This window comes from Aminobacter carboxidus, assembly GCF_014863355.1.
Classification (GTDB): domain Bacteria; phylum Pseudomonadota; class Alphaproteobacteria; order Rhizobiales; family Rhizobiaceae; genus Aminobacter; species Aminobacter carboxidus.
In genome coordinates, this window is record NZ_JACZEP010000022.1 from 16,697 (window position 1) to 38,982 (window position 22,286).

Sequence of the window (22,286 nt, forward strand, 5' to 3'; positions counted from 1 at the left end):
GACCTTCGTGTCGTCACGGCGCGACCGGCAGAGTTGATTATACCTGCTCGATGGCACCGGTGATAAGCCCCGTCACTTCCTCCGGCGAACTCAAGGCAATCGGCTTGTCGGCAACCTTTCTGCCGCGCCGCATGACGATGACCCGGTCCGCCACCGTAAAGACATCAGGCATGCGGTGGCTGATCAGCACGACGGCAATGCCGCGATCGCGCAACTGGCGGATCAGGTTGAGGACTTCCGCCACCTGGCGGACCGAGATCGCCGCCGTCGGCTCGTCCATCAACACGATCTTGGCCTCGGAAAGCATGGTGCGGGCAATGGCCACCGCCTGCCGCTGCCCACCCGACATCTGCCGGACGAGGTCGCGCGGCCGCGTCTCGGACTTCAGTTCCCTGAAAATCTCGCCTGCCCGCCTGTACATTGTCTTGTAGTCAAGGACGCGTAGCGGTCCGAAACCACGGCGTAGCTCGCGGCCAAGGAAGACGTTCGCTGCCGCAGTGAGATTGTTGCACAGCGCGAGATCCTGATGGACGATCTCGATGCCATGCTGCCGCGCTTCCACCGGTCGATGCATGATCAATTCGGCGCCGTCCAGGCGCATGATGCCATGGCTAGGGCGAAAGTTGCCGGCGATCATCTTGACCAGGGTCGACTTGCCGGCGCCGTTGTCGCCCATCAGGCCGACGACCTGTCCTGCCTCGAGCGAGAACGAAACGTCGTTCACTGCCTGGATGGCGCCGAAATGCTTGGAAATATTGGCGAGTTCGAGAACTGCCACCAGCCTCTTGCCTCCCGAAACATGCAAGCCTCGCAGCCGTCCCGCGCTCGTCTCGATCTGACTGCGAATTCACGCTCCCTATTTTCCTCCCAGGAGCGCGAAGACCTGCATTTATGCAAAACGTCTCGACAGCGTCAATCAATTGTCCGACGAATCCGAACATAAATGTCTCAAAAATCTGTTTTGTCAGACAAATACCAATTGACGACAAAGGCGCGCCGATATTAGCTAGGCATCGGAGGAAGAGCATGCTGATCCTTGTTACCGGTGCAACGGGCAAGGTCGGGCGGCACTTCATCGCTGGGCTGCTTGACGATCCGCGATTTTCCAGTACTCGCATCCGCGCGCTTTGTCACAACCGCTCACTCGATGAAACTGACCGCGTCGAGATGGCCCGCGGCTCGATCGCCGATCGCGAAGTCGTGGCCAACGCCCTCTTCGACGTCACACACGTCGTGCACCTCGCCACATGCAAGGAAACGCCAGGCGAGGTGATGGACGTCACCGTCAAGGGCCTGTTCTGGCTGCTCGAGGCGTTTCGGCTAAGTCCAACCGCTCAACAGTTCATTCTCGTCGGCGGCGACGCCGCGATCGGTCATTTCTACTACCGCAACGATGCGCCACTCACCGAAGCGGCACGGCATCGGGCCTATCCCGGCAGCTATGCGCTATCGAAGGTTCTCGAAGAAGTCATGCTGGAACAGTTCGGCATCCAGTACGATACCAACTGGTGCTGCCTGCGCGCGCCGTGGATCATGGAGAAGGATGATTTCAGATACACGCTGTCCTTTGGTGATGACGTCTTTGGCGGCCCGGACTGGAAGACGCTGGTGCCGGAGGCTGATGCCAGGCGCCATGCAAGGCAGGGCACCATGCCCCTGCTGCGCGATGCCGACGGGCAGCCGCTGAAACGCAACTTCGTCCATGTCGACGATCTGGTGTCGGCGATCCTTGCGGCGATCGACAATCCGCGCGCCAGGCAGCAACTCTTCAACGTCTGCATGGATCGTCCGGTCGATTATGGCGAGGTCGCCGACCATCTCGCCCGCACCCGTCACCTCGCCTCGGTCGACATTGCGAGCCAGTACCACTCGAACTGGATGGACAATGCCAAGGCCAAGTACCTGCTTGGCTGGCAACCCAAATACGATCTGAAGATGCTCATCGACTCGGCCTGGCAATACGAGCGTTCGAAAAATGACCCTCGCACTGTCTGGTATCCGGGTTGATTTCGTCGCGGGCACGCTGTGCCCGTTTGTTCAATGGGAGGAAACAATGAGGAAGGCATTATTGCTTGCAGCAGCTGTCCTGGCACTCAGCGCTGGAAACGCGCTCGCCAAGAAGCAACTCGTCATCGTCGTCAAAGGCCTCGACAACCCGTTCTTCGAAGCGATCAACCAGGGTTGTCAGAAGTGGAACAAGGAAAACGCCAGTTCGGAATATGAGTGCTTCTACACCGGCCCGGCATCGACGTCTGATGAGGCCGGCGAAGCGCAGATCGTCCAGGACATGCTGGGCAAGGCCGATACGGCTGCAATTGCCATTTCGCCTTCGAACGCCAAGCTGATCGCCCAGACCATCAAGACAGCAAACCCGACTGTTCCGGTCATGACGCTGGACGCCGATCTCGCCGCGGAAGACGCCGCATTGCGCAAGACCTATCTCGGCACGGATAACTACCTGATGGGCGCGCGCATCGGCGAGTACATCAAGAAAGCCAAGCCCAATGGCGGCAAGATCTGCACCATCGAAGGCAATCCGGGTGCCGACAACATCCTGCGCCGCGCCCAGGGCATGCGCGACACGCTGACCGGCCAGAAGGGCCTGACCGAACTGAAGGGTGAAGGCGGCTGGACCGAGGTCGCCGGCTGCCCTGTCTTCACCAATGACGACGGCGCCAAGGGCGTTCAGGCGATGACCGACATCCTTGCGGCCAATCCCGACCTCGATGCCTTCGGCATCATGGGCGGCTGGCCTCTGTTCGGCGCCCCGCAGCCCTATCGCGACCTGTTCAAGCCGATGGCCGACAAGATCGCCAAGAACGAGTTCGTCATCGGCGCTGCCGACACGATCGGCGACGAGGTGGCGATCGCCAGGGAGGGCCTTGTCACTGCCCTGGTCGGCCAGCGGCCGTTCGAAATGGGCTACAAGGCACCGACTGTCATGATCGACCTGATCGAAGGCAAGCAGGTCGACGATCCGGTCTTCACCGGTCTCGACGAATGCACCAAGGACACGGTCGATACCTGTATCCAGAAATAGGTGCAGGTCGGAGCGCCCGGCTCGCCGGCGCTCCGACATACCTGCTGATACATCTCGGGCGCGGACGGTCCCGCCGCACGAGCCGGCTTTTGCTGCACAATCAAGACGGAACTGATCCAGGAAAGATCGACGCGGTCGATGGCAGACGGAACGTCCAAAAGGCCACACGACACGGTCGCCGACCGCCCGCCGGCGATGCGTCGCCCCAACGCCGCGCGCATGAGCGGCTCGAGCGTGCACGCCTGGCTCGCCAGCGAGATCGGCCTCCGGATCGTGCGCGGCGACTATCCGCCGGGCACCATCCTGCCGAACGAGGCGAAGTGGTCCGAGACCTTCGATGTCAGCCGCTCGGCCGTGCGCGAGGCGATCAAGATGCTGATGGCAAAGAGCCTTTTGGCATCGCGTCCCAAGGTCGGCAGCTGGGTCGAACCGAAGGATCGCTGGAACCTGCTCGATCGTGATGTGCTGAGCTGGTATGCAGCCTCGCCTGATCGCGAAGCCTTCCTGCGCACTGTGCAGGAGTTCCGCCACATCATCGAGCCGGAGGCCGCCGCCTTCGCCGCGGAACGCCACAGCGAGGCGCAGATGGGCGAGATCAGCCGGAGCTGCCGCGACATGGGCCAGGCGACGTCGCTGCAGGAACGCACCCAGGCAGACACGCGCTTCCACCTTGCCATATTGCGTGCATCCGGCAACGACCTTCTGGTGCCGCTGGGCGTGCTGATCGAATCCGCGCTCCACCATCTCTTCACCTTCGTGACGCAGGAGATCCAGGACGAACGCGCCCAGAGCCTGCATGAGGCGATCGAGACGAACATCCGGCTGCGGCGTCCCCGGGCGGCGCGCAACGCGGTGCACAGGCTGCTGGCCGACACCGACGACGTGATCGCCCGCTGGGGGCGGTAGACGCCTGTCCCGACCCGGCTTGGCTCAGCTGTTTTCCGGCGGCGCCAGGTCGACGCCGTTGATCTGCCCGATATGTGTCGCCAGCATCGGCACGTAGCGTTCCCCCTCACCGGCGGCGACGGCGCCGGCAAACGCGTTCTTGGCGGCATTTCCCAGCGGGTTCACCATGCCGACGGAATCGGCCATCGATTCGAGATAGGTCAGGTCCTTGACCGCATTGGCCAGCGAAAATTTGTGGGCGTCGCGATCGCCTTCAAGGGTCCAGCGCATGAAGGTCTGATAGAAGCCGCAATCCATGCGGCCGTTGCGGATGACGCTGTCGAAGCGGGCGGGCGAGATGCCAACCTTGCCGGCCAGGGCGAGCGCCTCGGAATAAAGTGCTGCATAGCCGAGCGACAGGAAATTGTTCAACAGCTTCATCCGGTGGCCGTCGCCGGTTTGGCCGACATGGACGACACGCCCGGCCCAGGTGTCGAACACCGGTTTCAGCCGGGCAAACATCGCGTCGGAAGCGCCGACCATCGTGTCCAGCGTGCCCTCCCACGCCTCCTTCGGGGTGCGGCTCAACGGCGCGTCGACCAATGTGACGTCGACAGCGGCAAGCTCGGCCGCCAGCGCCATGGTCGACACCGGGTCGGAAGTCGAGCAATCGACAACCACCGAACCCGGCTTCAGCGCCTGCTTCAGCCCGCCTGCGCCTCGGACGACGTCTTCGACCTGCCGCGAACCGGTGACGCAGACAAAAATGACGGTCGACCGGCCGGCGACCTCGGCCGCGGTCGAGACCTCGACGGCGCCGCGGGCGATCATGTCTTCCGCCGGGCCGCGGTTCCTGCGGCCGAGGAAGGTCAGCGGATAGCCCTTGTCGACGATGTTCCTGGCAATGCCATGCCCCATCAGGCCAAGGCCGATGAAACCGATCTGCTCGGTTGATCTGGTGCTGTTAGCCATCTTCCCTACCCTCCGGTCGCAGGTTGAATTCGGCGCGGTCGTCACCGATGATATTGTCTGACAATATCCAATGATCTGGCAGAATGTGGAGGACAAAATGTCGAAGCGGATCATCTTTACCGGCGGCAGCGGCAAGGCCGGCCGCCACGTCGTCCAGTACCTTGTCGACCAGGGGCATCAGCTTCTCAATCTCGACATCAGGCCGCTCGACAATCCGAAGGTGCGGACGCTGATCACCGACATCACCGACAGCGGCCAGCTCTTCAACGCGCTGACCAGCTATATGGGGCTGCACGAGTTCGACCCGTCGTTGCGGCCGCAGCCCGTCGACGCCGTCGTGCATTTCGCCGCCATTCCTCGGATCATGCTCACACCTGATAACGAGCTGTTCCGCATCAACGCGCTCGGCACCTACAACGTCATCGAGGCGGCGGTGAAACTCGGCATCCGCAAGATCATCATCGCCTCGAGCGAGACGACCTATGGTCTTGTCTTCGCCAATGAGCCGCGAAACCCGCACTATTTTCCGCTCGATGAGGACTATGACGTCGATCCGATGGACAGCTATGCCCTCTCCAAGGTCGTCAATGAAAAGACGGCACGGGCCTTTGCACTGCGCAGCGGCTTCGACATCTATGCCTTGCGGATCGGCAACGTCATCGAGCCGCACGAATACGAGCTGTTTCCGAAGTGGTTTGCCGATCCGGGTTTCCGCAAGCGCATCGCCTGGAGCTACATCGACGCGCGTGACCTCGGTCAGATCACCGACCTCGCGGTCAAGACGGACGGCCTGGGCTATCAGGTCTTCAACGCGGCCAATGACGACACCTCGTCCGACCTGCCGACACAAGAGCTGCTCGAGCGGTTCTATCCCGGCGTGCCGTTGAAGCATGAACTCGGCGAATTCGAAACGCTGCTGTCCAACCGCAAGGCCAAGGAGGTCCTGGGTTTCCAACAAAAGCACAGCTGGCGAAAATACGCCGTGCAGGACTGATCGGCCGGCGCCGGGAAGCGACGCTTGACACTTGGGATGACGCACCACTCCGTTGCGAGGGCGGCCCGAAATTCAAGCATCGGCAAAACGACAACAGGAAGACGACACAGCAATGGCCTCGAAGCCGACAGACGCACTCATCACCGACAAGCCGCTGGCAAGCCGCCGAACCGACGCCACGCGTATTTCGGGCGCCAGCGTACATACGTCCCTTGCCAGCGAGATCGGCCTCAGGATCGTTCGCGGCGACTACCCGCCGGGAACGATCCTGCCCAACGAGGCCAAGTGGACCGAAATCTTCGATGTCAGTCGCTCCGCGGTGCGCGAAGCCATCAAGATGCTGATGGCCAAGAGCCTGCTGGCCTCCCGCCCCAAGATCGGCAGCTGGGTGGAGCCCAAGGAGCATTGGAACCTGCTCGACCGTGACGTCCTGAGCTGGTACGCCGCCTCGCCCGACCGCGAGGGCTTTCTGAGAACCGTGCAGGAGTTCCGCCACATCATCGAGCCGGAAGCGACGGCACTGGCCGCCGAGCGCCGGACCGAAGCGCAGATGGCTGAAATAAGCCAGGCCCTTCACGACATGGGCAATGCCGCTTCGCTGCAGCACCGGACACAGGCCGACACACGCTTTCACGTGGCAATCCTGCGCGCCTCGGGCAACGACCTTCTGGTGCCGCTCGGTGTCCTGATCGAATCGGCCCTGAACCACCTGTTCGTTCACGTGACCCGCGAAGACAGCAGCTTGCTTCGCGCGCAGAAACTGCACGAGAACATCGAGAAGTGCATTCGGCTGCAGAAGCCGAATGCCGCGCGCAACGCGGTCCGCAAGCTTCTGGCAAATACCGATGAAATCATCGCTCGAAGATCAAGATAGGGCTGCATTTCAGTCACGTCGCTACCGCCTGCAGGCTTCGTGGCAGCTTGGCCGTATGAAGCACGCTTCCACCGGCCGCCCCAACCATCGGCTCGGGGGTCAGCAGGTTAAACGCCCTGTGGTCGATCAGCGCGCGCGACACATCGCTCCAGATCAGCGAAGCTGATCCGTGCCGTCATCAGTCAACTTGACGTGTCAAAACGTCGTTCGCCCCCCCAAAGGACGAGCCGCGCTGCTTAGAACGTGAACCACAGTGCTGGAGGATAGGACGCGTTTTTGCCGGTTTTATCGGCCGGTTCGGTGATCGCATCGAATGCGGGCCTGACCGATCCGGTGGGCCTTTTGTCGAGAGCCGGCGGGCTTTCTTCTGTTATGACCGCTTTCTTTTTGACCACAACTATTTTCGTATCCGCCTGTGCCGCATGCGACAGTACAAGCAATGCAAGAAGTGCAGGCAATGCAAGAAGTGCAGGCAATGCAAGAAGTGCAGATAGCGCGCGTTTCATGATCAGCCCTCCCTAAGCGAACTGGTAGTTGCGGTTGGCGTCATAGTGTCGGTTGCCTCGCAGCCGCAAGGCGGCTGCGCTGCTCAACGGCAAGAGAGCCGGACTGAGCGCGACAGGCCTAAGTTAACGCTACGTTAAGGCTGCGTTCTATGCGGAATACGAAAGAGCAGGACAGATCGCGCAAACATCGCGACAGCGGCAAACCGCCCACGGGCCTGCGTGGCGCCTTTATCACCTGCGGTGTCGTCGATGTCCTGAACCGCGACGCAAGGCGTCGCGCGGGGCCTCACCGAATGCCGCCTTGTAGTCGAGCGCGAAGCGGCTGGGATTGGTGAAGCCGAACCGAAGGGCGAGGTCGGTGACCGTGCCCGCGATGTCGCCGGTCCTGAGCGCGTCGCGCACCGCGACGAGGCGGGCGAAGCGGATCGCTGCCAGCGGCGTCGTCTCGCGGAACCGCCGGAAGCCAAGTTGCAGGCTGCGCACACTGCACCCCGCCGCTTCCGCCACCTCGTGCAGCGCGATGGGCTCTTCGACATGGGCGTGGATATAGGCCTCGGCCCGCCGTATGATTCCCGGGATAGCGGGGCTGCCTGCCCGGGCAAGATGATCCGAATGGTTGTGAGGGAGTGCACGCAGCAGTGTGTAGAGCATGAGGTCGATGAAGGAACGGCTGGCGAGTTCGCTGCCCGCAAAGGGTGTCGGCGCGCGAAGCTCCTCCACCATCAGCTCCATGAGGCGCCTCAAGCGCTGCGCCGGCACAGCATCCCAGTCGAAGACCGGCTCAAAGGCGATGTCCTTCGTCACCGGCCCACCCAGCAACGCAGCCAATCGCTGGTTCAGGCTCGTCGCAGGGATCCAAACCGAAAGTCGCTCGTGGCTCCCGGTCGCGGACAGCGTCGTTCCGGGCACTCCGCGGTATACCAGGCCCACGCTGCGGCCGATTCCAGGCACTGTCCGAGCGCCCGGCGCGCCGCCGAACTTCAAGGCGCCCCTGCTCACGGCGGTGAGGCAGTAGTCGGGTATGCCGGATCCGGTGACGGTCAGCGTCGCGGCGAGCCGATCCGCAACATAGGCGACGTCCAGATCGCCGACCCCGCTCGCGCCCCGGACCGAGAAGAATTTCGGGGTCCGGTCGGCCCCGGTCCTTTCCTGAATCTTATAGCGCAATAGCTTGAAATGAGGCTTGAGGAAGTGCGGCTGGAGCCGCGGCCAATACACGCCGCCTTCCAGATCCTGGAGGTCGCCTATGCGTGCGAGCCTGAATCCTTCAGGCTCCTCGCCATGGGGCAAAGCAGGATTGTTCGGATCGGTCCCAGCCTGCATTGCCCACCGAAATCGGTTCGAGCGCGGATCGGTTGCTGATGACAGGATCCCGATGTCAGCAAACCGAATTGTGACAACCATATTACAGAGACAGCTAAAATGCCATTGATGAGGGCAAGCACGCAATCCTCGTCCGCCGCGATGAAGGCGATGAGGGAGGATACGCCTGCGGCGCCATTCCATTGGATCGGCCCAAAGCTGCCGCCAGGCTACTCCAGAAAATCGTCGACGATCATCTCCGCAACCTTGACGAAGCGCGTCGCCGCACCGCCCGGCCCGGCGCTGCGCCAGTTGGTCCGCGCGCCCTCGACCAGAAGCGTCAACGCATCGACCATCAGTTCGGCGTCGGCAGCACCTGCGGCACGGCAGAGCTCGACCAGCCGCTTGCGGTAAAGGTTGCGAAGGTCCTCGATGAACTGCCGCGCCGGATGGTCGCTCTCCATCAATTGCGCTGCGGCATCCAGAAGCTCGCAATTGCAATGTTCGACGGTGACGAATTCCCCGGCGCGGCGGACCCAGTCGCTCAGCTGCGCCCTGGCATCACCGGGGTTGGCGGCCTTGATATCCTCCCAGAAGGCATCGGCTTCGCTTGCTGCCTGCTGCAGGCAGACAAACACCAGGTCGTCCTTCGAGCCGAAGTGGCGGTACAGCGTCATCTTGTTGCTGCTTGCGGCCTCGGCGATGGCATCGACACCAATGCCCTTGATGCCATGCTTTCTGAACAGGTCGCGCGCAGCGTCGATGATCCGCTCCCTCGGGGGACATCTGACAGCAGCTGTCATCAACGTTTCCTCGCTTCCAATCTTGTCGCTGGAACGCCCTTGACAATGTTACCGATCCGTAACATTTATCCTGTTACTAGATAGTAACATCCACCATCGCAAGTCAATATCGGGTTGTTCAGGAGCAGCGCACGGAACCGTGCGCTGCAACGGTTTTTCGTTGCCGTCGCCAGGGCAGCCATCGACCATCACGAGCCGCCTCGGAGAGAACCATCATGGTCAACTTCTTCATCCTGCGGCCGATCTTCGCTTCGGCGATCGCCATCATCATGGTGCTGGCCGGCGCCATCTCCTACTTCCTTTTGCCCGTCGCGCAGTTTCCCGACATCACCCCGCCCCAGATCGTCGTCGCCGCCAATTATCCCGGCGCCAGCGCGCAGGTCGTGGCCGATACGGTGACGACGCCGCTCGAGCAACAGCTCAACGGCGTGCCGGGCATGCTCTACATGTCCTCGACCAGCTCGAACGACGGCTCGGCGCGCATCATCATCTCGTTCCAGGTCGGCTACGACGTCGACATCGCCGCCATGGACGTCCAGAACCGCGTCTCGCAGGCAGCCCCTTCCCTGCCCGCTTTGGTCAACCAGACAGGCGTGACCGTCATCAAGCAGAACCCCAACTTCAACGTGCTGGTCAATCTCAGCTCGCCTGACAAGTCGGTCGATTTCACCACGCTCTCCAACTACGCCTATCTGCAGATCCTCGACCCGATCAAGCGTCTGCCCGGCGTCGGCGACGTCCAGTTCTTCGGCGAGCGCCGCTATTCGATGCGCGTCTGGCTCGACCCCGACAAGATGGCGAGCCTCGGCGTCACCGCCGTCGATGTCCAGAACGTCATCCAGGAGCAGAACATCCAGGTCGCGGCCGGCAAGATCGGCCAGTCGCCGGCACCCTCAGGAACCCCGTTCGAGATGCAGGTGAGTGCTGTCGGTCGCCTGAGCGACCCCAAGCAGTTCGGCGAGATCATCCTGCGCGTCGATCCTGAAACCCACGCCGCGATCCATCTGCGCGACGTGGCGCGCATCGAACTCGGCGCGCTCTCCTACTCGTCGTCCTTCAGCCTCGACGGCGAAGACAGCGTCGTGCTCGCGGTGCTTCAGGCCCCGGGCTCCAACGCGCTCGACCTGCAGAGCAGCGTCAAGGCCAAGATGGACGAGCTGTCGAGCCGCTTCCCCTCCGGCATGTCCTACAACATGTTCTACGACACGACCCGCTTCGTCTCCGCTGCCATGGACGACGTGGTCACCACGCTGATTGAAGCGCTGCTGCTCGTCGTCTTTGTCGTCTTCATCTTCCTGCAGAGCTGGCGCGCCACCATCATCCCGATCATCGCGATACCAGTGTCGTTGATCGCCACTTTGACGGTGATGTATCTGCTCGGCTTTTCGCTCAACATGCTGTCGCTGCTCGGCATGGTGCTGGCCATCGGCCTGGTCGTCGACGACGCGATCGTTGTTGTCGAAAACGTCGAACGCCAGCTCGAAGACGGCCATCCGCCGCTCGAGGCGACAAAAATCGCCATGAAGGAAGTCACCGGCCCGATCATCGCAACAACTGGCGTGTTGCTCGCCGTCTTCGTGCCTGTCGCTTTCATTCCTGGTGTCGCCGGCCAGCTCTACAACCAGTTCGCGCTGACGGTGGCGATCTCGTTTGCCATCTCGGCCTTCAACTCGCTGACGCTCAGCCCGGCGTTGAGTGCTGTATTCCTGCGCCATCGCGGCGCGCCGAAATTCATCCTGTTCCGCTGGTTCAATGCCGGCTTCAACTGGATGTCGAACGCCTATGCCGGCAGCATCCGCAGCTTCGTCAGATGGCGCTGGGCGTTCATCGGGCTGTTCGGGCTCGCGCTTGCCGCAACCTACGCCTTGTCGCAGCGCATTCCCTCCACCTTCCTGCCGGTCGAAGACCAGGGCTACTTCTTCGTCGTGCTGCAATTGCCCGATGGTGCCTCGGTGGAACGCACGGCAGCGGTGGCCAAGAAGTCGGAGGAAATTCTCCGCACCCTGCCCGGCGTCGAATCCGTCGGCTCCGTCATCGGCTTTTCCTTCCTCACCTTCGCCAACCAGTCCAATGCCGGTGTCCAGTTCGCCGTGCTCAAGCCCTGGGACGAGCGCGGCGCCGGCGAAAGTGCGACCGAGCTCAAAAACATCGCCCAGGGCAAGCTGATCCAGATTCCCGAAGCCCTGGTTCTGGCCTTTGACCCGCCCTCCATCCAGGGTCTGGGTGCGACCGGCGGCTTCGAGTTTCAGGTCGAGGACCTGACCGGCCGCGGTGCGGCAGCCCTCGATGAGGCGACGCAGGCCCTGCTCGCTGAGGCCCGCAAGCAGCCGGAGCTGAACCCGTTCACGCTGTTTACGACCTTCAGCACCTCGACCCCGCAATATTCCTACGACCTCGATCGCAACAAGGCCAAGCTGCTCGGCCTCAACCTGCCCGACATCTTTTCGACGCTGCAGATCTATCTCGGTTCGCTTTATGTCAACGACTTCAACCTGTTTGGCCGCACCTTCCGCGTCACCCTTCAGGCCGAACAGCAGGCGCGCGCCCAAGCCACCGACATTTCGCGGCTCTATGTCCGCAGTATCTCAGGCGACATGGTGCCGCTCAGCACGCTGGGCGCGCTGAAGGCGGTTTCGGGACCGGAAACGGTCACCCACTACAACAATTATCCCGCAGCGCTGATCAATGGTGCGGCCGCCGAAGGCTACAGTTCGAGCCAGGCGGTCGCTGCCATGGAGCGTGTCGCGGCAACCGCCTTGCCCAGGGACTTCGCCTTCGAATGGACCGGCATCACCTATCAGGAGATCCGCGCCGGCTCGATCGCCAACCTCGTCTTCGGCCTCGCCATCGTCTTCTGCTTTTTGGTTCTGGCCATGCAGTATGAAAGCTGGTCGATGCCCTTCGTCGTGCTGCTCGCCGTACCGCTCGCCTTGCTCGGCGCTCTGCTGGCGATCTGGGTGCGCGGCCTGCAGATCGACGTCTACTCGCAGATCGGTTTTGTCATGCTGATCGGCCTCGCCGCCAAGAATGCGATCCTGATCGTCGAGTTTGCCAAACGCCGGCGCGAAGAAGGCATAGACATCGTCGCTGCCGCCATCGAGGCCGCGCGCCTCAGGCTGCGCCCGATCCTGATGACGGCCTTCGCCTTCATCCTCGGTGTCGTGCCGCTGATGCTGGCGTCAGGGGCCGGCGCGGCAAGCCGGCAGTCGATCGGCACCACCGTCTTCGGCGGCATGTTGATCGCCACAGTGCTGACGCTCGCTTTCGTTCCGATCTTCTACGTCGTGCTTGAAACCTGGCGTGAACGTTTTGCGCGCCGCTCGCAGCATCCCCAGCTGGTCGAGCCGGCCGAATAAATCAGGAGTATTACGATGCGCATTTTCAAACTCGGTCTGAACACCAGCCTTCTCGCACTGGCTGTGGCGGGCGGCTACCTGCTTGCCGGCTGGGACGTCGGCAGCACGACTGCGGGTGCCGCCCCTTCGGCTGCGGCGCCCCAGGCCATGCCGGTGCCGGTGGTCGGCGTCGTCAAGAAGACAATTCCCATCTATCTCGAATATGCCGCGCGCACCGAAGCCATCCGCAATGTCACGCTGCGCGCCAAGGCGTCGGGCTATCTGCAGGACCAGCCGGTATCGGATGGCACTGATGTCAAGGCAGGCGACCTGCTCTACCGGATCGAGGCCTCGGACTATCAGGCAGCGCTCGACCAGGCCAAGGCGCAGATCGAGCGTGACCAGGCATCGCTCGAATACCTCAAGTCGAGCCTCACCCGCGGCAACAAGCTCGCCGACAATGGCTATCTCGCCAAGGACGGCTTCGACCAGCGCCGCAGTGCCGTGCGACAGGCCGAAGCAGCCCTTGCCATATCGCGTTCGGCCTTGCGGACCGCCGAGATCAATCTGAAAAACACCGAAATCCGCGCCCCCTTCGCCGGTCGCCTCGGCCGCAACCAGGCACCCGAAGGCACGCTGGTCACAAGCTCAGCCGGCACGCCGCTGAACAATCTCGTCCAGCTCGCGCCGATCTACATCACCTTCAACCCTGGCGAGACCGAGCTGGCCGAGATCCAGAACGCCTTTGCCCATGGCACTGTCGAGACCGAGGTCATCATCCCCGGCAGCGACGAGAAGCCGCGTCAGGGCAAGCTGACCTTCATCGACAATGCCGTTGCGCGCAACACCGGCACCATCGCCGCCCGCGCGACGATCGAAAACGGCGACCTGTCGCTACTACCAGGCCAATATGTCCGCATTCGCCTGCACATCAGGGAACTGCCCAACGCGCTGATGGTGCCGCAGACAGCACTCGGCTCCAGCCAGTTTGGCAAATATGTCTATGTCGTCGGCAAGGACAACCTCGTCGAACAGCGCGTCGTCGCCCTCGGCCCCACCGATGGCGATCTGGTGACGCTGACGTCAGGCATCAAGGAAGGTGACAGGATCATCTCCGGCAATTTGCAGAAGATTTTTCCAGGCGCAGCGGTGCAGCCGCTCGATGGCGGTGGCGGGTGATCCTTTGGCCTGACGTTGGAGCTGCGGCTTCTGCATGTTCCTGGAAAAGGTCTGGCTCGACGCATAACCGCCGGCCCCGGCGCGAATTGCAGGCAGCCAGGGCATCGTCAGCGCCCGGCTTCGCATCGTCCCAGCTTCACATCTTCAGCCCCCGCTTTCATGCCGGTGGCACAAAGGCGCCGGACCGCCCCCCGAGACGAACCACCTGTTGCAGTCCTTGCGTCGTCAAACAGGCCGCGTCGGCGACGCCGGGCATGCATTGACTTGGCCGACGCGCGATAAGACCGTGCGATCCAAGGGTTAGGATGTCTTTGTGTCGCAAGTTCCGATTCGCTCGATCTGGGTGTTCCACCTGGTGGCCCGCAGCCGCAGCATTACGCGTGCGGCAGGCGAACTGGGCGTCACGCCGTCGGCCGTCAGCCAGCAGATCCAGTCTTTGGAAACGCAGCTCGGCGTGTCGCTGCTGGCCAAGGTCGGACGCGGCGTCGTTTTGACCGAAGCCGGGGAACGCTTCTTCGAGTCCATCGACGAAAGCGCCGAACTGATCACCGAGGCAACCAACGCCATCCGCGGCTACCGCTCGGTGACGACACTGACGATCCGGGCGACACCGACGCTGTCCAACAAATGGCTGCTTCCGCGCTTGGAGCAGTTCCTGGCCGCCAACCCGGATCTCGAGGTGCGGCTGGATGGAACCAACGAACCGACCGATTTCAACCGCGAGGCGGTCGATGTCGAGATCCGCCATGGCGACGGCAAATGGCCCGGCCTGTTCGTCGAGGGACTGACCGAGGAGAGCTTCATTCCGGTCTGTTCGCCTGAACTGGCCGGGCCCGGCAGCCTCGAGGCGAGCGATGTCCTGGGATATCGCCTGATCCACTCGGTCAAATCGCAGGCGCAATGGCCGCGCTGGCTTGCGCTTGCCGGCGTCGAGCCCAGGGAACGCTGGCGCCGGGTGCTGTTCGATCGCAGTCACATGGCAATCGACGCTGCCGCAGGCGGCATGGGGATCGCGCTTGAAAGCACGTTGATGATGCAGCGCGAGCTTGCCGCCGGCGCCGTCGTCTGCCCGGTCAAGACCCCGCCCGAGATCCGCATCGTGACACAATGGATCGTTTGCCCGCGCGACCACCTGCGCCACAAGAAGGTCAGGACGTTTCTCGACTGGCTGCGCGCGGAGCGCAGCGCCGGAGCCAAAGCCTGAAGCTGAGCCGGAGCCTGATCAAGCGAAGGCTGCGGCGGCCGTGTCGACGATGCGATCCGGGCTCCACGCAATCGGCAGTGCGATGAAGCGTTCGTCTGCTTGCGGACGCTCGAGCGTCGCCAGCTGGCTCGCCAGAAGCGACGGTCCGGCAAAATGGTCGGCGCGGTCGCCGAGCCGTTGCCGGATCAGCTCGGCCTCGCCGTCCAGAAAAGCGAAAGCGACATCGCCCAGGCGTTGGCGCAGAAGATCGCGATAGCTCCGCTTCAGGGCGGAGCAGGCGACGACGGCCGGCCGGCCGGGCAAATCAAGGGCAGCTGCCGCCACGGCCGCGAGCCAAGGCCATCGCAAGTCGTCGGTCAAACCCTTGCCGCTGCGCATGCGCTCGACATTTTCAGGGCTGTGATAGGTGTCGGCCTCGATCCAGTCGACACCGAGCCGCTCGGCCAGGCTGCGCGCGATCACTGACTTGCCGGTGCCGGAGACACCCATCACGACGATGAAGTCGGGCTTTTCCATCAGCAAGGGGGCCATCAGTGGGGGGCCATCAGTAGAGGCCCATCAGGCGGATCGGCCCGAGCGTCAGCACCGGAAACAGCACCAGCGCCAGGATCGCCAGCACCAGGATCGACATCGGCGCCATCGCGCCCTTGATGACGTCCTCGATCGACATCTTGGCCACTTGCGCTGCGGCGAACAGGCAGACGCCGACCGGCGGCGTCACCAGCCCGAGCGTCAGCGTGATGACGGTGACGACAAGGAAATGCATCGGATCGACGCCCAGCGAAACCGCGGGCGGCAGAAGCACCGGGATGAGGATGAACATCGCCGCGATCGCGTCCATGAACATGCCGACGACGATCAGGAACAGGAACACCAGGATCAGCACCATTGTCGGGCCGGTACTGACGGCGCCGAGGAAAGCGGCGACCTGCTGCGGCAGGCCGTCGAAGGTGAACACCCATGCGGCCAGCTTGGCCGTGGCGGCGATGAACAGGATGGTGCCGGAGGTGCGCGCCGTCTCGACGACGATGCCCGGCAGCTCGCCGATGCCGATGGTCCGGTATAGCACGACGGCAAGAAACAGCGTGTAGAGTGCAGCGATCGCCGCCGCCTCGGTCGGCGTGAAGTAGCCGTCGACAATGCCGACCAGAAGGATGACCGGCGTCAGCATCGGCAGGATGGCACCCATGCCGGTGACGATTATCTTGCGCGGGTTGATCGGCGATGGCGGATTGTAGCCGTGCCGCACGGCATAGACATGGTTGAACACCATGAAGGCGAAAGCGATGAACAGGCCCGGGATCAGTCCCGCCACCAGCAGCGTGCCGATCGACACATTGGCGATCGAGCCGGCGATGACGATCAGGATCGACGGTGGAATGATCGACGACAGGGTCGAGGTGCACAGCGTCATGCCGACGGCATAGCCTTTGGGATAGCCGTGGCGTTCCATCGCCTTGATCTCGATCGCGCCGATGGAGGCGATGTCGGCGACGGATGAGCCGGATACACCGCCGAAGATGACCGACGAGACGACGTTGACATGGCCCATGCCGCCCGGCATCCAGCCGACGCAGGCTTCGGCGAAGTCGAACAGCTTCTCGGCGACCCGGCCCCGCTCCATCAGCACGCCGACGAAGATGAACAGCGGCACGGCGACGAGCAGAAAGGAGTTCATCGCCGAGAACATGCTCTGCGACAAAAGGTCGATCGGGGTCGAGGTGAAGGCGAAGATCACGGCGACGGCTGCCAGGCCGAGCGCCACGGCAAGCGGAACGCCGAGCGCGCTCAACAAAAGGAACAGGACGAGCAGTGCGATGCTCATGGCTTCGGCTCCGTGTCGGGAACGTTGACGTCGACGTCGACTGCCTGCCCCAATTGCAGATCGAGGTCAGGCAGCTCGATCTGCCTGCGGCGTGTGCGAAGCGACTCGAAAATGGCTGCGATGGCCAGGATGGCCGATATCGGCATGATCGAGCCGATCACCCACATCGGCACGATCAGCGTGGCGGCGGTTTCGTTCATCATCCATTGCTGCTGGACCAGCTTCCAGCCGGTCCATGCCGTCAGCACGAAGAACAGCACCGAAGAGGCGACATAGATCGGAACCGCCAGGCGGCGCAGCCCGCCCCTGAACATGCCGATGAAGACGGTGACGCGAGCCGTTTCCACGGTACGGAACCCGGCCCCGATGCCGAGAAAGATCATCCAGACGAACAGGAAGCGCGTGGCTTCCTCGGTCCACGACAACGGCACGCCGAGCAGGCGGCTGGCGACCTGTGCCACGACGACGACGATCACCCCCGTCATGGCGAGGCCGGCGAGGCCGTCCAGCAGGACGTGAAGCGTCGCATCGCAACGGGTGCGCGGCCTGTCCACCGGCTCGTCCATGGGCTTGTCCATATGCTCCTCCCAGAAGCAGCGGCGGGCCCCTCTTCCCGCCGCCTTGGCGCTAGCTGTTACTTCTTGCCGACGAAGGCAACGCTCTTGTCGAAAAATGCCTGGTCCTTCACCAGGCCGGCGAACACCGGATAGAGCTCCTTCGAAACGGCGACGAAGGCGGCCTGCTGTTCCGGCGTCAGGCGATTGACCTTCATGCCATGGCCCTCCAGCTCCTTGAGGATCGTCTCGGCCTGGGCGGCGTCGTTGTCGGCCTTCCAGGCTTCCGTTTCCTTGGCCGCCTCGTTGATCGCCGCCTTTTCGGCGTCGCTCAGGGCGTCGAACTTGGCCGGGTTGATGCCGAGCACCCAGGAGTCGGCCATGTGGTTGGTCATCGAGACGAAGCCCTGGACTTCATAGAACTTGGCCGCCAGCGGCACGCTGATCGGGTTTTCCTGGCCGTCGACGACCTTGAGCTGCAAGGCGTTGTAGACTTCGGCGAAGGCCATCGGGGTCGGTGCGGCGCCCATCTTCTTGAAAAACTCCACCCAGAGCGGGTTGTTCGGCACGCGGAACTTCAGCCCAGTGAGATCGGCAGGCTTTTCGATCGGCAGCTTGGAATTGGTCATCTGGCGGAACGGGCGGGTCCACAGGCTGAGGCCCTTGATGCCGATGCCGTTCAGGTCGGCGACCAGCTCCTGCCCCTGCTCGCCGGCCAGATAGGCGCGCAGCTGTGCCTCGTCGTCGAACAGATAGGGAATCGAAATCGCGGAAAACTTCGGATTGAAGTTGGCGTAGAGCGATCCGGCAAGCACCAGCATGTCGAGCGAACCGCCGGCAAGCTGCTTGACCGCCGCCGAGGGGTCGCCGCCATAAAGCGTGCCGTTCGCAAACACCTTGATCGTCACCTCGCCCTTGGTCTTGGCCGCCACCAGTTCGGCGAACTTGTTGGCCGCAACGGTGATCTCGGCGGCATCCGGATCGGGCGTCGACAGCGTGAACGTCGTCGCTGCCTGGGCAGCGCTTGCCGCAAGCATCGCGGCACCGGCAAGAAGGCCACGAATGGCTTTGTGCATGGTCATGTCATTTTCCTCCCTTGACAGATCTTAGAGGGCGCCAGCGCCCCCGGCTTGGTTCATGTTTTGCAATGTCAGAAAAACCGCACTGTGGTCGAGATCGCCGCCGCCCTCCTCGACGAGCCGGCGAAACAGCGCGTCGACCGTCGCGGCGATCGGCAATTGCAGCTTGAGCGAGCCGGCCAGTGCCAGCGCGGTGCCGGTATCCTTGAGCTGGTATTTCGCCGGTCCGCCCGGGGTGAAATTGCCTTCGACCATGCGCTGGCCGTGCTGTCGCAACACCGTCGAGTCGGCGAAGCCGCCGAGCAGCGCCTCGCGCACCATGGCCGGATCGGCCCCGCCCCGCTCAGCCAGCACCAGCGCTTCGGCGACCGCACAGATGTTCGAGGCGACGATCAGCTGATTGGCGAGCTTGGCCAGCTGGCCTGTGCCTGCCGGGCCGATATGGGTGAGGCGCCCCAGCGGCGCAAAGACATCGGCAAGCGCCGCAACCTCTTGCGCCGCGCCGCCGGCCATGATTGCCAGCGAGCCGTCGCGGGCGCCCTTCTCGCCGCCCGATACCGGGGCGTCGACGTAACAGACGCCCCTTTCGGCCGCCTGCTTTGCCTGGTTGCGCGCGGTCTCCACCGGAATGGAGCTCATCACCACCAGCGTCGCGCCGGGGCGCATCGCCTCCAGCACACCGCCTGCAGCCAGCAGGACCTCGTCGCAGACCGGCCCCGAGCTCAGCATGCAGATGACCACGTCCACCTCGCTGGCGGCGCCGGCCGGGCTACCGGCCCGCTCGACGCCTGCTGCGGCCAGTGCCGCGGCCTTGTCGGCCGTCCGGTTCCAGGCCGTCACCCGGAAACCCGCTTCGGCGAGCCGGCGGGCCATGTGGCCGCCCATGATGCCGGTACCGACGAACCCGATATGCCTGCCTTGCCTGTTGCCCATTGTGGGGCCTCCCCTAACCCGATCTGCCGTTCCAGCCATTCTGCAAGGTGGCAAAACGGACGACCGTTTCTTCGACGCCGAGCGTCTGCATCGCAGCCTGGAAGCGTTTGAGATGCGGTGTCTTAAGATGCGCTTCGAAGGCGGCGCGATCGTCATAGACTTCGTAAAACACCACCGTCTCCTCCACGCCCTCGGGGCAGACCACGTCGAAGCGACGGCATCCCACTTCGTCGGCAAGCGAATGCTGCGCGTCGTCCAGGGCAGCCTCTAGGAACGCTGCCCTGACCGCCGGCCTGACCCGGAATTCAGGGATCACCACGAAACGCAGGGCCTCGGCCATCGGCTTTTCCTCGCGACGATCAGGCGGCCACGCCCGGCTTCGGCGCGAAGCGGCTTTCCATGTCGCGGCGCAGCGCCACGACATCGAGATCGTCGACCAGTTCGACGTCGTCGAAGCTGACGATCTGGTCCTTCGTGATCGCGCGCTTCAGCCTGACATTGTGGGCAAGGCCGATCGGCAGCGCGCGGTGCGCCAGGCTGCGCGTCGCTGGAATGGCATTTGCCCAGACCGCAAAACCGCCCTCGCCATCCAGCATCTCGCCCGGCTGCATGTCCTTCTTGGCGGTCGCCACCGCATCGCCGCGGAACTCCTTCGAGCAGCCGGTCGCTTCGCCGCGCAGCACGGCGGACAGAACGCTGATCGACGTCTCCAGGCCGATGATGTGGAACGGACGCCACATCGAGGCGTACCAGCCCGACGGGTCGGTCAGCAGGCCATACTGGTTGAAGCAGGCTTTGGCATATTCATTGTGCGCCTTGAAGGTGACGAAGACCCCGTAGCGGATGTTGTTGAACACTTCGCGACCGTCCGGTTCCTGGCTGGCGGCGATGTCGACGAGACCGCTGCGGTCCATGCGGCCGCCGTCCGCCGCCGGCCGGAACACTTTTGCCAGGTCGTGCAGGCCGGCTGGCGGGAAGGCCAGGCCATTGTCGGGGCAATCGAGGCCGGTGCCGTTGGCCACCGCAGCCATTTCGATCGCCGCCTTGGTGCCGTCGGTAAACGAGTTGTACATCTTCGGATTGAAGTCGCCCTTGGCGACATATTCCTCCGACCAGCCGAAGAAGCCCCAGACCGTATCGGGGGTCGAATAGCGGTAACGCGGCTCGAAATTCATGCCCTTGCCGGCTGCGGTAACCTCAAAGCCGGTGGCGCGGGCCCAGTCGACCAGCTCGCAGATCAGCGCCGGCTGGTCGCCATAGGCCATGGAGTAGACCAGTCCCTTTGCCGCCGCCTTCTGGGCCAGGATCGGCCCGACCATGACGTCGGCCTCGACATTGACCATGACGACATGCTTGTTCGCCTCGATGGCGGCAAGCGCGTGGCGCGTGCCGGCAATCGGATGGCCGGTCGCTTCGATGACGCATTCGATCTCGCCGCAGGCCAAGAGCTTGGCAACGTCGTCGGTAACGAAGGTCGTGCCGTTCTTGACCGCATCGGCGGCACTGGTCGCCGAAAAGCGCTCCTTCGGCCAGCCGACACGCTCGAGCGCGTCCCGCGCCTTGCCGACATTGAGGTCGGCAACCGCGACCATGTGGTAGCCGGGAATGCGCTGGGCCTGCGCCAGCACCATGGAGCCGAACTTGCCGGCGCCGATCAGTCCGACCCGAACCGGCTTGCCCGCGGCGGTGCGGGCGGCGAGAAGTGACGCGAGATTCATGATGGAAGGTCCCTTTTGTTCACGAGCGGTCGCGCGAAATCCATCCGTCGCCGAAGGCAGTCGGCCGCCAGGTGCAACAAGACAGGATCGCGCAACGATCCGGCGGCTGCGCCGGAAGGTTGAAATTCCAGAATATGCTGGGAGGCTCCTCCCTCCAGGCCGGCGCAGGACTGACCGCGTTCCGACCCGTCCTGATTAGCGCGCTTGCCTGTTTAGCTCAATTTAGAACGAAAGCTCGTCTGTTTAGGCAGGCTAACAAATCAGCAGCTTGTTCCGGCGCATCGAGGCAGTTCAGCGCGCAAGGTCGCACGCGCCAGCGTTTGCGGATCGCGGCGACAGCGGCGGGCGGAGCAGCCGTCCACCCACCGGGCGTGTCCGCGGCGGCCGGCGTCGTTGGCTATCGGCAGGCGCGTGGTCGTCCAGGCACTCGGGAGGATCGCGTCGACCCGCCTGTTGCGGGTGGAGCGCAGCACGACGCCGGCATAGGCTAAGGCTTCACTCCACGATCTTCCAGTAGGAGTCCTTGCGGATCACCTTGCCGTTGCGAAAGCTGTAGAAGTCGCAGCCACGGACTTGCTTTCGAACGCCATCCGGTGTCGTGCCCGTCAGCGTCCATTTCGAGATGCCGGTTTCAGCCGCCGCATCGACGAAATGCTCCGTATTGCCGTAGTGAACGTCAGGCAGCCCTTGAAAGCGCGATGCCAGTGCCTCCCGCACCTTCGGCTTGCCCTCGAAGCGCGCGCCCCACGGCGCATTGCCCCTCGGCATCTCCAGAACGCAATCGTCGGCAAACAGCGCGAGGATGCGATCGAGATCATGCGCGTTGAAAGCGTCGCTCAGCTCCGTCAGCAGCGACAGGATATCCATGGCGCGTCTCCGACCATCCAGAGCCCTGCCCTCTGTTCGCCAGGCAACGGCTCGGGCATGTCCTGATTATGTGCGGCTTCTGCGTCCGGCGCCATGCCCGCGAACCCGACCTCTCGTCACAGCCCCTCTGCCCCACGACTTTATGATCGTGCCGGCCGGCGCAGATTATCGAAGTTTTAACCATAACGCTCCCAAGCTCGCTTAGTATTTGAATCA

The 22,286-nt window shown here is 63.3% G+C and carries 21 protein-coding genes; 8 read left to right on the forward strand and 13 right to left on the reverse strand.

What is annotated here, in order from left to right; genetic code table 11:
* Positions 1–37: 37 nt before the first annotated feature.
* Positions 38–835, reverse strand: a complete 798-nt coding sequence (locus IHE39_RS29760) for an ATP-binding cassette domain-containing protein (RefSeq protein WP_343070144.1) — start codon at positions 833–835, stop codon at positions 38–40.
* Between the two features lie 191 nt (positions 836–1,026).
* Between IHE39_RS29760 and IHE39_RS29765 the strand changes: the two genes are divergently transcribed.
* The 3 genes from IHE39_RS29765 to IHE39_RS29775 all read left to right on the forward strand — a co-directional run bounded on the left by IHE39_RS29765 (position 1,027) and on the right by IHE39_RS29775 (position 3,946).
* Positions 1,027–2,007 carry an NAD-dependent epimerase/dehydratase family protein gene (locus IHE39_RS29765; protein ID WP_192569075.1) on the forward strand — a complete coding sequence of 327 codons (981 nt, stop codon included), beginning with the start codon at positions 1,027–1,029 and terminating at the stop codon, positions 2,005–2,007.
* Between the two features lie 46 nt (positions 2,008–2,053).
* Positions 2,054–3,040, forward strand: coding sequence for a substrate-binding domain-containing protein (locus IHE39_RS29770; RefSeq protein ID WP_184773057.1), 987 nt, complete (start codon positions 2,054–2,056; stop codon positions 3,038–3,040).
* Between the two features lie 138 nt (positions 3,041–3,178).
* On the forward strand, positions 3,179–3,946 hold the full coding sequence (locus IHE39_RS29775) for a FadR/GntR family transcriptional regulator (protein ID WP_184773055.1): 768 nt from the start codon (positions 3,179–3,181) through the stop codon (positions 3,944–3,946).
* Positions 3,947–3,970: 24 nt separating this feature from the next.
* Here IHE39_RS29775 and IHE39_RS29780 read toward each other — a convergent pair whose 3' ends face one another.
* Positions 3,971–4,897: an NAD(P)-dependent oxidoreductase gene (locus IHE39_RS29780; protein ID WP_184773053.1), complete on the reverse strand. Its 927-nt coding sequence runs from the start codon at positions 4,895–4,897 to the stop codon at positions 3,971–3,973.
* Positions 4,898–4,994: 97 nt separating this feature from the next.
* On the opposite strand from IHE39_RS29780, the gene IHE39_RS29785 reads away from it, so the two are divergent.
* Positions 4,995–5,891 (forward strand): NAD-dependent epimerase/dehydratase family protein, encoded by an 897-nt coding sequence (locus IHE39_RS29785; protein WP_192569076.1) that lies wholly within the window; start codon positions 4,995–4,997, stop codon positions 5,889–5,891.
* 112 nt (positions 5,892–6,003) lie between these two features.
* Positions 6,004–6,765 (forward strand): FadR/GntR family transcriptional regulator, encoded by a 762-nt coding sequence (locus IHE39_RS29790; RefSeq protein ID WP_184773049.1) that lies wholly within the window; start codon positions 6,004–6,006, stop codon positions 6,763–6,765.
* Positions 6,766–7,001: 236 nt separating this feature from the next.
* Here the strand turns inward: IHE39_RS29790 and IHE39_RS29795 are convergent, their stop codons facing one another.
* From IHE39_RS29795 to IHE39_RS29805, 3 genes are all read right to left on the reverse strand, one after another.
* On the reverse strand, positions 7,002–7,271 hold the full coding sequence (locus IHE39_RS29795) for a hypothetical protein (protein ID WP_192569077.1): 270 nt from the start codon (positions 7,269–7,271) through the stop codon (positions 7,002–7,004).
* Positions 7,272–7,502: 231 nt separating this feature from the next.
* Positions 7,503–8,594: a helix-turn-helix transcriptional regulator gene (locus tag IHE39_RS29800; protein ID WP_184773045.1), complete on the reverse strand. Its 1,092-nt coding sequence runs from the start codon at positions 8,592–8,594 to the stop codon at positions 7,503–7,505.
* 209 nt (positions 8,595–8,803) lie between these two features.
* Positions 8,804–9,376 (reverse strand): TetR/AcrR family transcriptional regulator, encoded by a 573-nt coding sequence (locus IHE39_RS29805; protein WP_192569078.1) that lies wholly within the window; start codon positions 9,374–9,376, stop codon positions 8,804–8,806.
* Between the two features lie 215 nt (positions 9,377–9,591).
* Here IHE39_RS29805 and IHE39_RS29810 point away from each other — a divergent pair, with 215 nt between their 5' ends.
* The 3 genes from IHE39_RS29810 (at position 9,592) to IHE39_RS29820 (ending at position 15,094) form a co-directional block, all read left to right on the forward strand.
* On the forward strand, positions 9,592–12,732 hold the full coding sequence (locus IHE39_RS29810) for an efflux RND transporter permease subunit (protein WP_192569079.1): 3,141 nt from the start codon (positions 9,592–9,594) through the stop codon (positions 12,730–12,732).
* Between the two features lie 15 nt (positions 12,733–12,747).
* Entirely contained in the window at positions 12,748–13,890 is a 1,143-nt protein-coding gene (locus tag IHE39_RS29815) for an efflux RND transporter periplasmic adaptor subunit (RefSeq protein WP_192569080.1), read from the forward strand.
* A 313-nt stretch (positions 13,891–14,203) separates the two neighbouring features.
* Positions 14,204–15,094 carry a LysR substrate-binding domain-containing protein gene (locus tag IHE39_RS29820; RefSeq protein WP_192569081.1) on the forward strand — a complete coding sequence of 297 codons (891 nt, stop codon included), beginning with the start codon at positions 14,204–14,206 and terminating at the stop codon, positions 15,092–15,094.
* Positions 15,095–15,112: 18 nt separating this feature from the next.
* On the opposite strand, the gene IHE39_RS29825 is transcribed toward IHE39_RS29820, so the two are convergent.
* The 8 genes from IHE39_RS29825 to IHE39_RS29860 form a co-directional block, all read right to left on the reverse strand.
* Positions 15,113–15,625 carry a gluconokinase gene (locus tag IHE39_RS29825; protein ID WP_192569082.1) on the reverse strand — a complete coding sequence of 171 codons (513 nt, stop codon included), beginning with the start codon at positions 15,623–15,625 and terminating at the stop codon, positions 15,113–15,115.
* Between the two features lie 13 nt (positions 15,626–15,638).
* Positions 15,639–16,919 carry a TRAP transporter large permease gene (locus tag IHE39_RS29830; RefSeq protein ID WP_192569083.1) on the reverse strand — a complete coding sequence of 427 codons (1,281 nt, stop codon included), beginning with the start codon at positions 16,917–16,919 and terminating at the stop codon, positions 15,639–15,641.
* On the reverse strand, positions 16,916–17,497 hold the full coding sequence (locus IHE39_RS29835; RefSeq protein ID WP_246485690.1) for a TRAP transporter small permease: 582 nt from the start codon (positions 17,495–17,497) through the stop codon (positions 16,916–16,918). Before IHE39_RS29835 ends, IHE39_RS29830 begins: the two co-directional genes overlap by 4 nt.
* A 56-nt stretch (positions 17,498–17,553) precedes the next feature.
* Positions 17,554–18,549, reverse strand: coding sequence for a DctP family TRAP transporter solute-binding subunit (locus IHE39_RS29840; protein WP_434781354.1), 996 nt, complete (start codon positions 18,547–18,549; stop codon positions 17,554–17,556).
* A 30-nt stretch (positions 18,550–18,579) separates the two neighbouring features.
* Positions 18,580–19,485: an NAD(P)-dependent oxidoreductase gene (locus IHE39_RS29845; protein ID WP_192569085.1), complete on the reverse strand. Its 906-nt coding sequence runs from the start codon at positions 19,483–19,485 to the stop codon at positions 18,580–18,582.
* A gap of 13 nt (positions 19,486–19,498) precedes the next feature.
* Positions 19,499–19,825: a putative quinol monooxygenase gene (locus tag IHE39_RS29850; protein ID WP_192569086.1), complete on the reverse strand. Its 327-nt coding sequence runs from the start codon at positions 19,823–19,825 to the stop codon at positions 19,499–19,501.
* A 19-nt stretch (positions 19,826–19,844) separates the two neighbouring features.
* A complete protein-coding gene (locus IHE39_RS29855) occupies positions 19,845–21,203 on the reverse strand; it encodes an NAD(P)H-dependent oxidoreductase (RefSeq protein WP_192569087.1) in 1,359 nt (452 codons plus the stop codon).
* Positions 21,204–21,698: 495 nt separating this feature from the next.
* Complete coding sequence (locus tag IHE39_RS29860; protein WP_192569088.1) at positions 21,699–22,070, reverse strand: nuclear transport factor 2 family protein; 372 nt, start codon at positions 22,068–22,070, stop codon at positions 21,699–21,701.
* Between the last annotated feature and the right edge of the window lie 216 nt (positions 22,071–22,286).

Coding starts and splice junctions, on each gene's coding strand:
- IHE39_RS29765 (WP_192569075.1), top strand. CDS start 1,027: ATGCTGATCCTTGTTACCGGTGCAACGGGCAAGGTCGGGCGGCACTTC.
- IHE39_RS29770 (WP_184773057.1), top strand. CDS start 2,054: ATGAGGAAGGCATTATTGCTTGCAGCAGCTGTCCTGGCACTCAGCGCT.
- IHE39_RS29775 (WP_184773055.1), top strand. CDS start 3,179: ATGGCAGACGGAACGTCCAAAAGGCCACACGACACGGTCGCCGACCGC.
- IHE39_RS29780 (WP_184773053.1), bottom strand. CDS start 4,897: ATGGCTAACAGCACCAGATCAACCGAGCAGATCGGTTTCATCGGCCTT.
- IHE39_RS29785 (WP_192569076.1), top strand. CDS start 4,995: ATGTCGAAGCGGATCATCTTTACCGGCGGCAGCGGCAAGGCCGGCCGC.
- IHE39_RS29790 (WP_184773049.1), top strand. CDS start 6,004: ATGGCCTCGAAGCCGACAGACGCACTCATCACCGACAAGCCGCTGGCA.
- IHE39_RS29795 (WP_192569077.1), bottom strand. CDS start 7,271: ATGAAACGCGCGCTATCTGCACTTCTTGCATTGCCTGCACTTCTTGCA.
- IHE39_RS29800 (WP_184773045.1), bottom strand. CDS start 8,594: ATGCAGGCTGGGACCGATCCGAACAATCCTGCTTTGCCCCATGGCGAG.
- IHE39_RS29805 (WP_192569078.1), bottom strand. CDS start 9,376: ATGACAGCTGCTGTCAGATGTCCCCCGAGGGAGCGGATCATCGACGCT.
- IHE39_RS29810 (WP_192569079.1), top strand. CDS start 9,592: ATGGTCAACTTCTTCATCCTGCGGCCGATCTTCGCTTCGGCGATCGCC.
- IHE39_RS29815 (WP_192569080.1), top strand. CDS start 12,748: ATGCGCATTTTCAAACTCGGTCTGAACACCAGCCTTCTCGCACTGGCT.
- IHE39_RS29825 (WP_192569082.1), bottom strand. CDS start 15,625: ATGGCCCCCTTGCTGATGGAAAAGCCCGACTTCATCGTCGTGATGGGT.
- IHE39_RS29830 (WP_192569083.1), bottom strand. CDS start 16,919: ATGAGCATCGCACTGCTCGTCCTGTTCCTTTTGTTGAGCGCGCTCGGC.
- IHE39_RS29835 (WP_246485690.1), bottom strand. CDS start 17,497: ATGGACAAGCCCATGGACGAGCCGGTGGACAGGCCGCGCACCCGTTGC.
- IHE39_RS29840 (WP_434781354.1), bottom strand. CDS start 18,549: ATGCACAAAGCCATTCGTGGCCTTCTTGCCGGTGCCGCGATGCTTGCG.
- IHE39_RS29845 (WP_192569085.1), bottom strand. CDS start 19,485: ATGGGCAACAGGCAAGGCAGGCATATCGGGTTCGTCGGTACCGGCATC.
- IHE39_RS29850 (WP_192569086.1), bottom strand. CDS start 19,825: ATGGCCGAGGCCCTGCGTTTCGTGGTGATCCCTGAATTCCGGGTCAGG.
- IHE39_RS29855 (WP_192569087.1), bottom strand. CDS start 21,203: ATGAATCTCGCGTCACTTCTCGCCGCCCGCACCGCCGCGGGCAAGCCG.
- IHE39_RS29860 (WP_192569088.1), bottom strand. CDS start 22,070: ATGGATATCCTGTCGCTGCTGACGGAGCTGAGCGACGCTTTCAACGCG.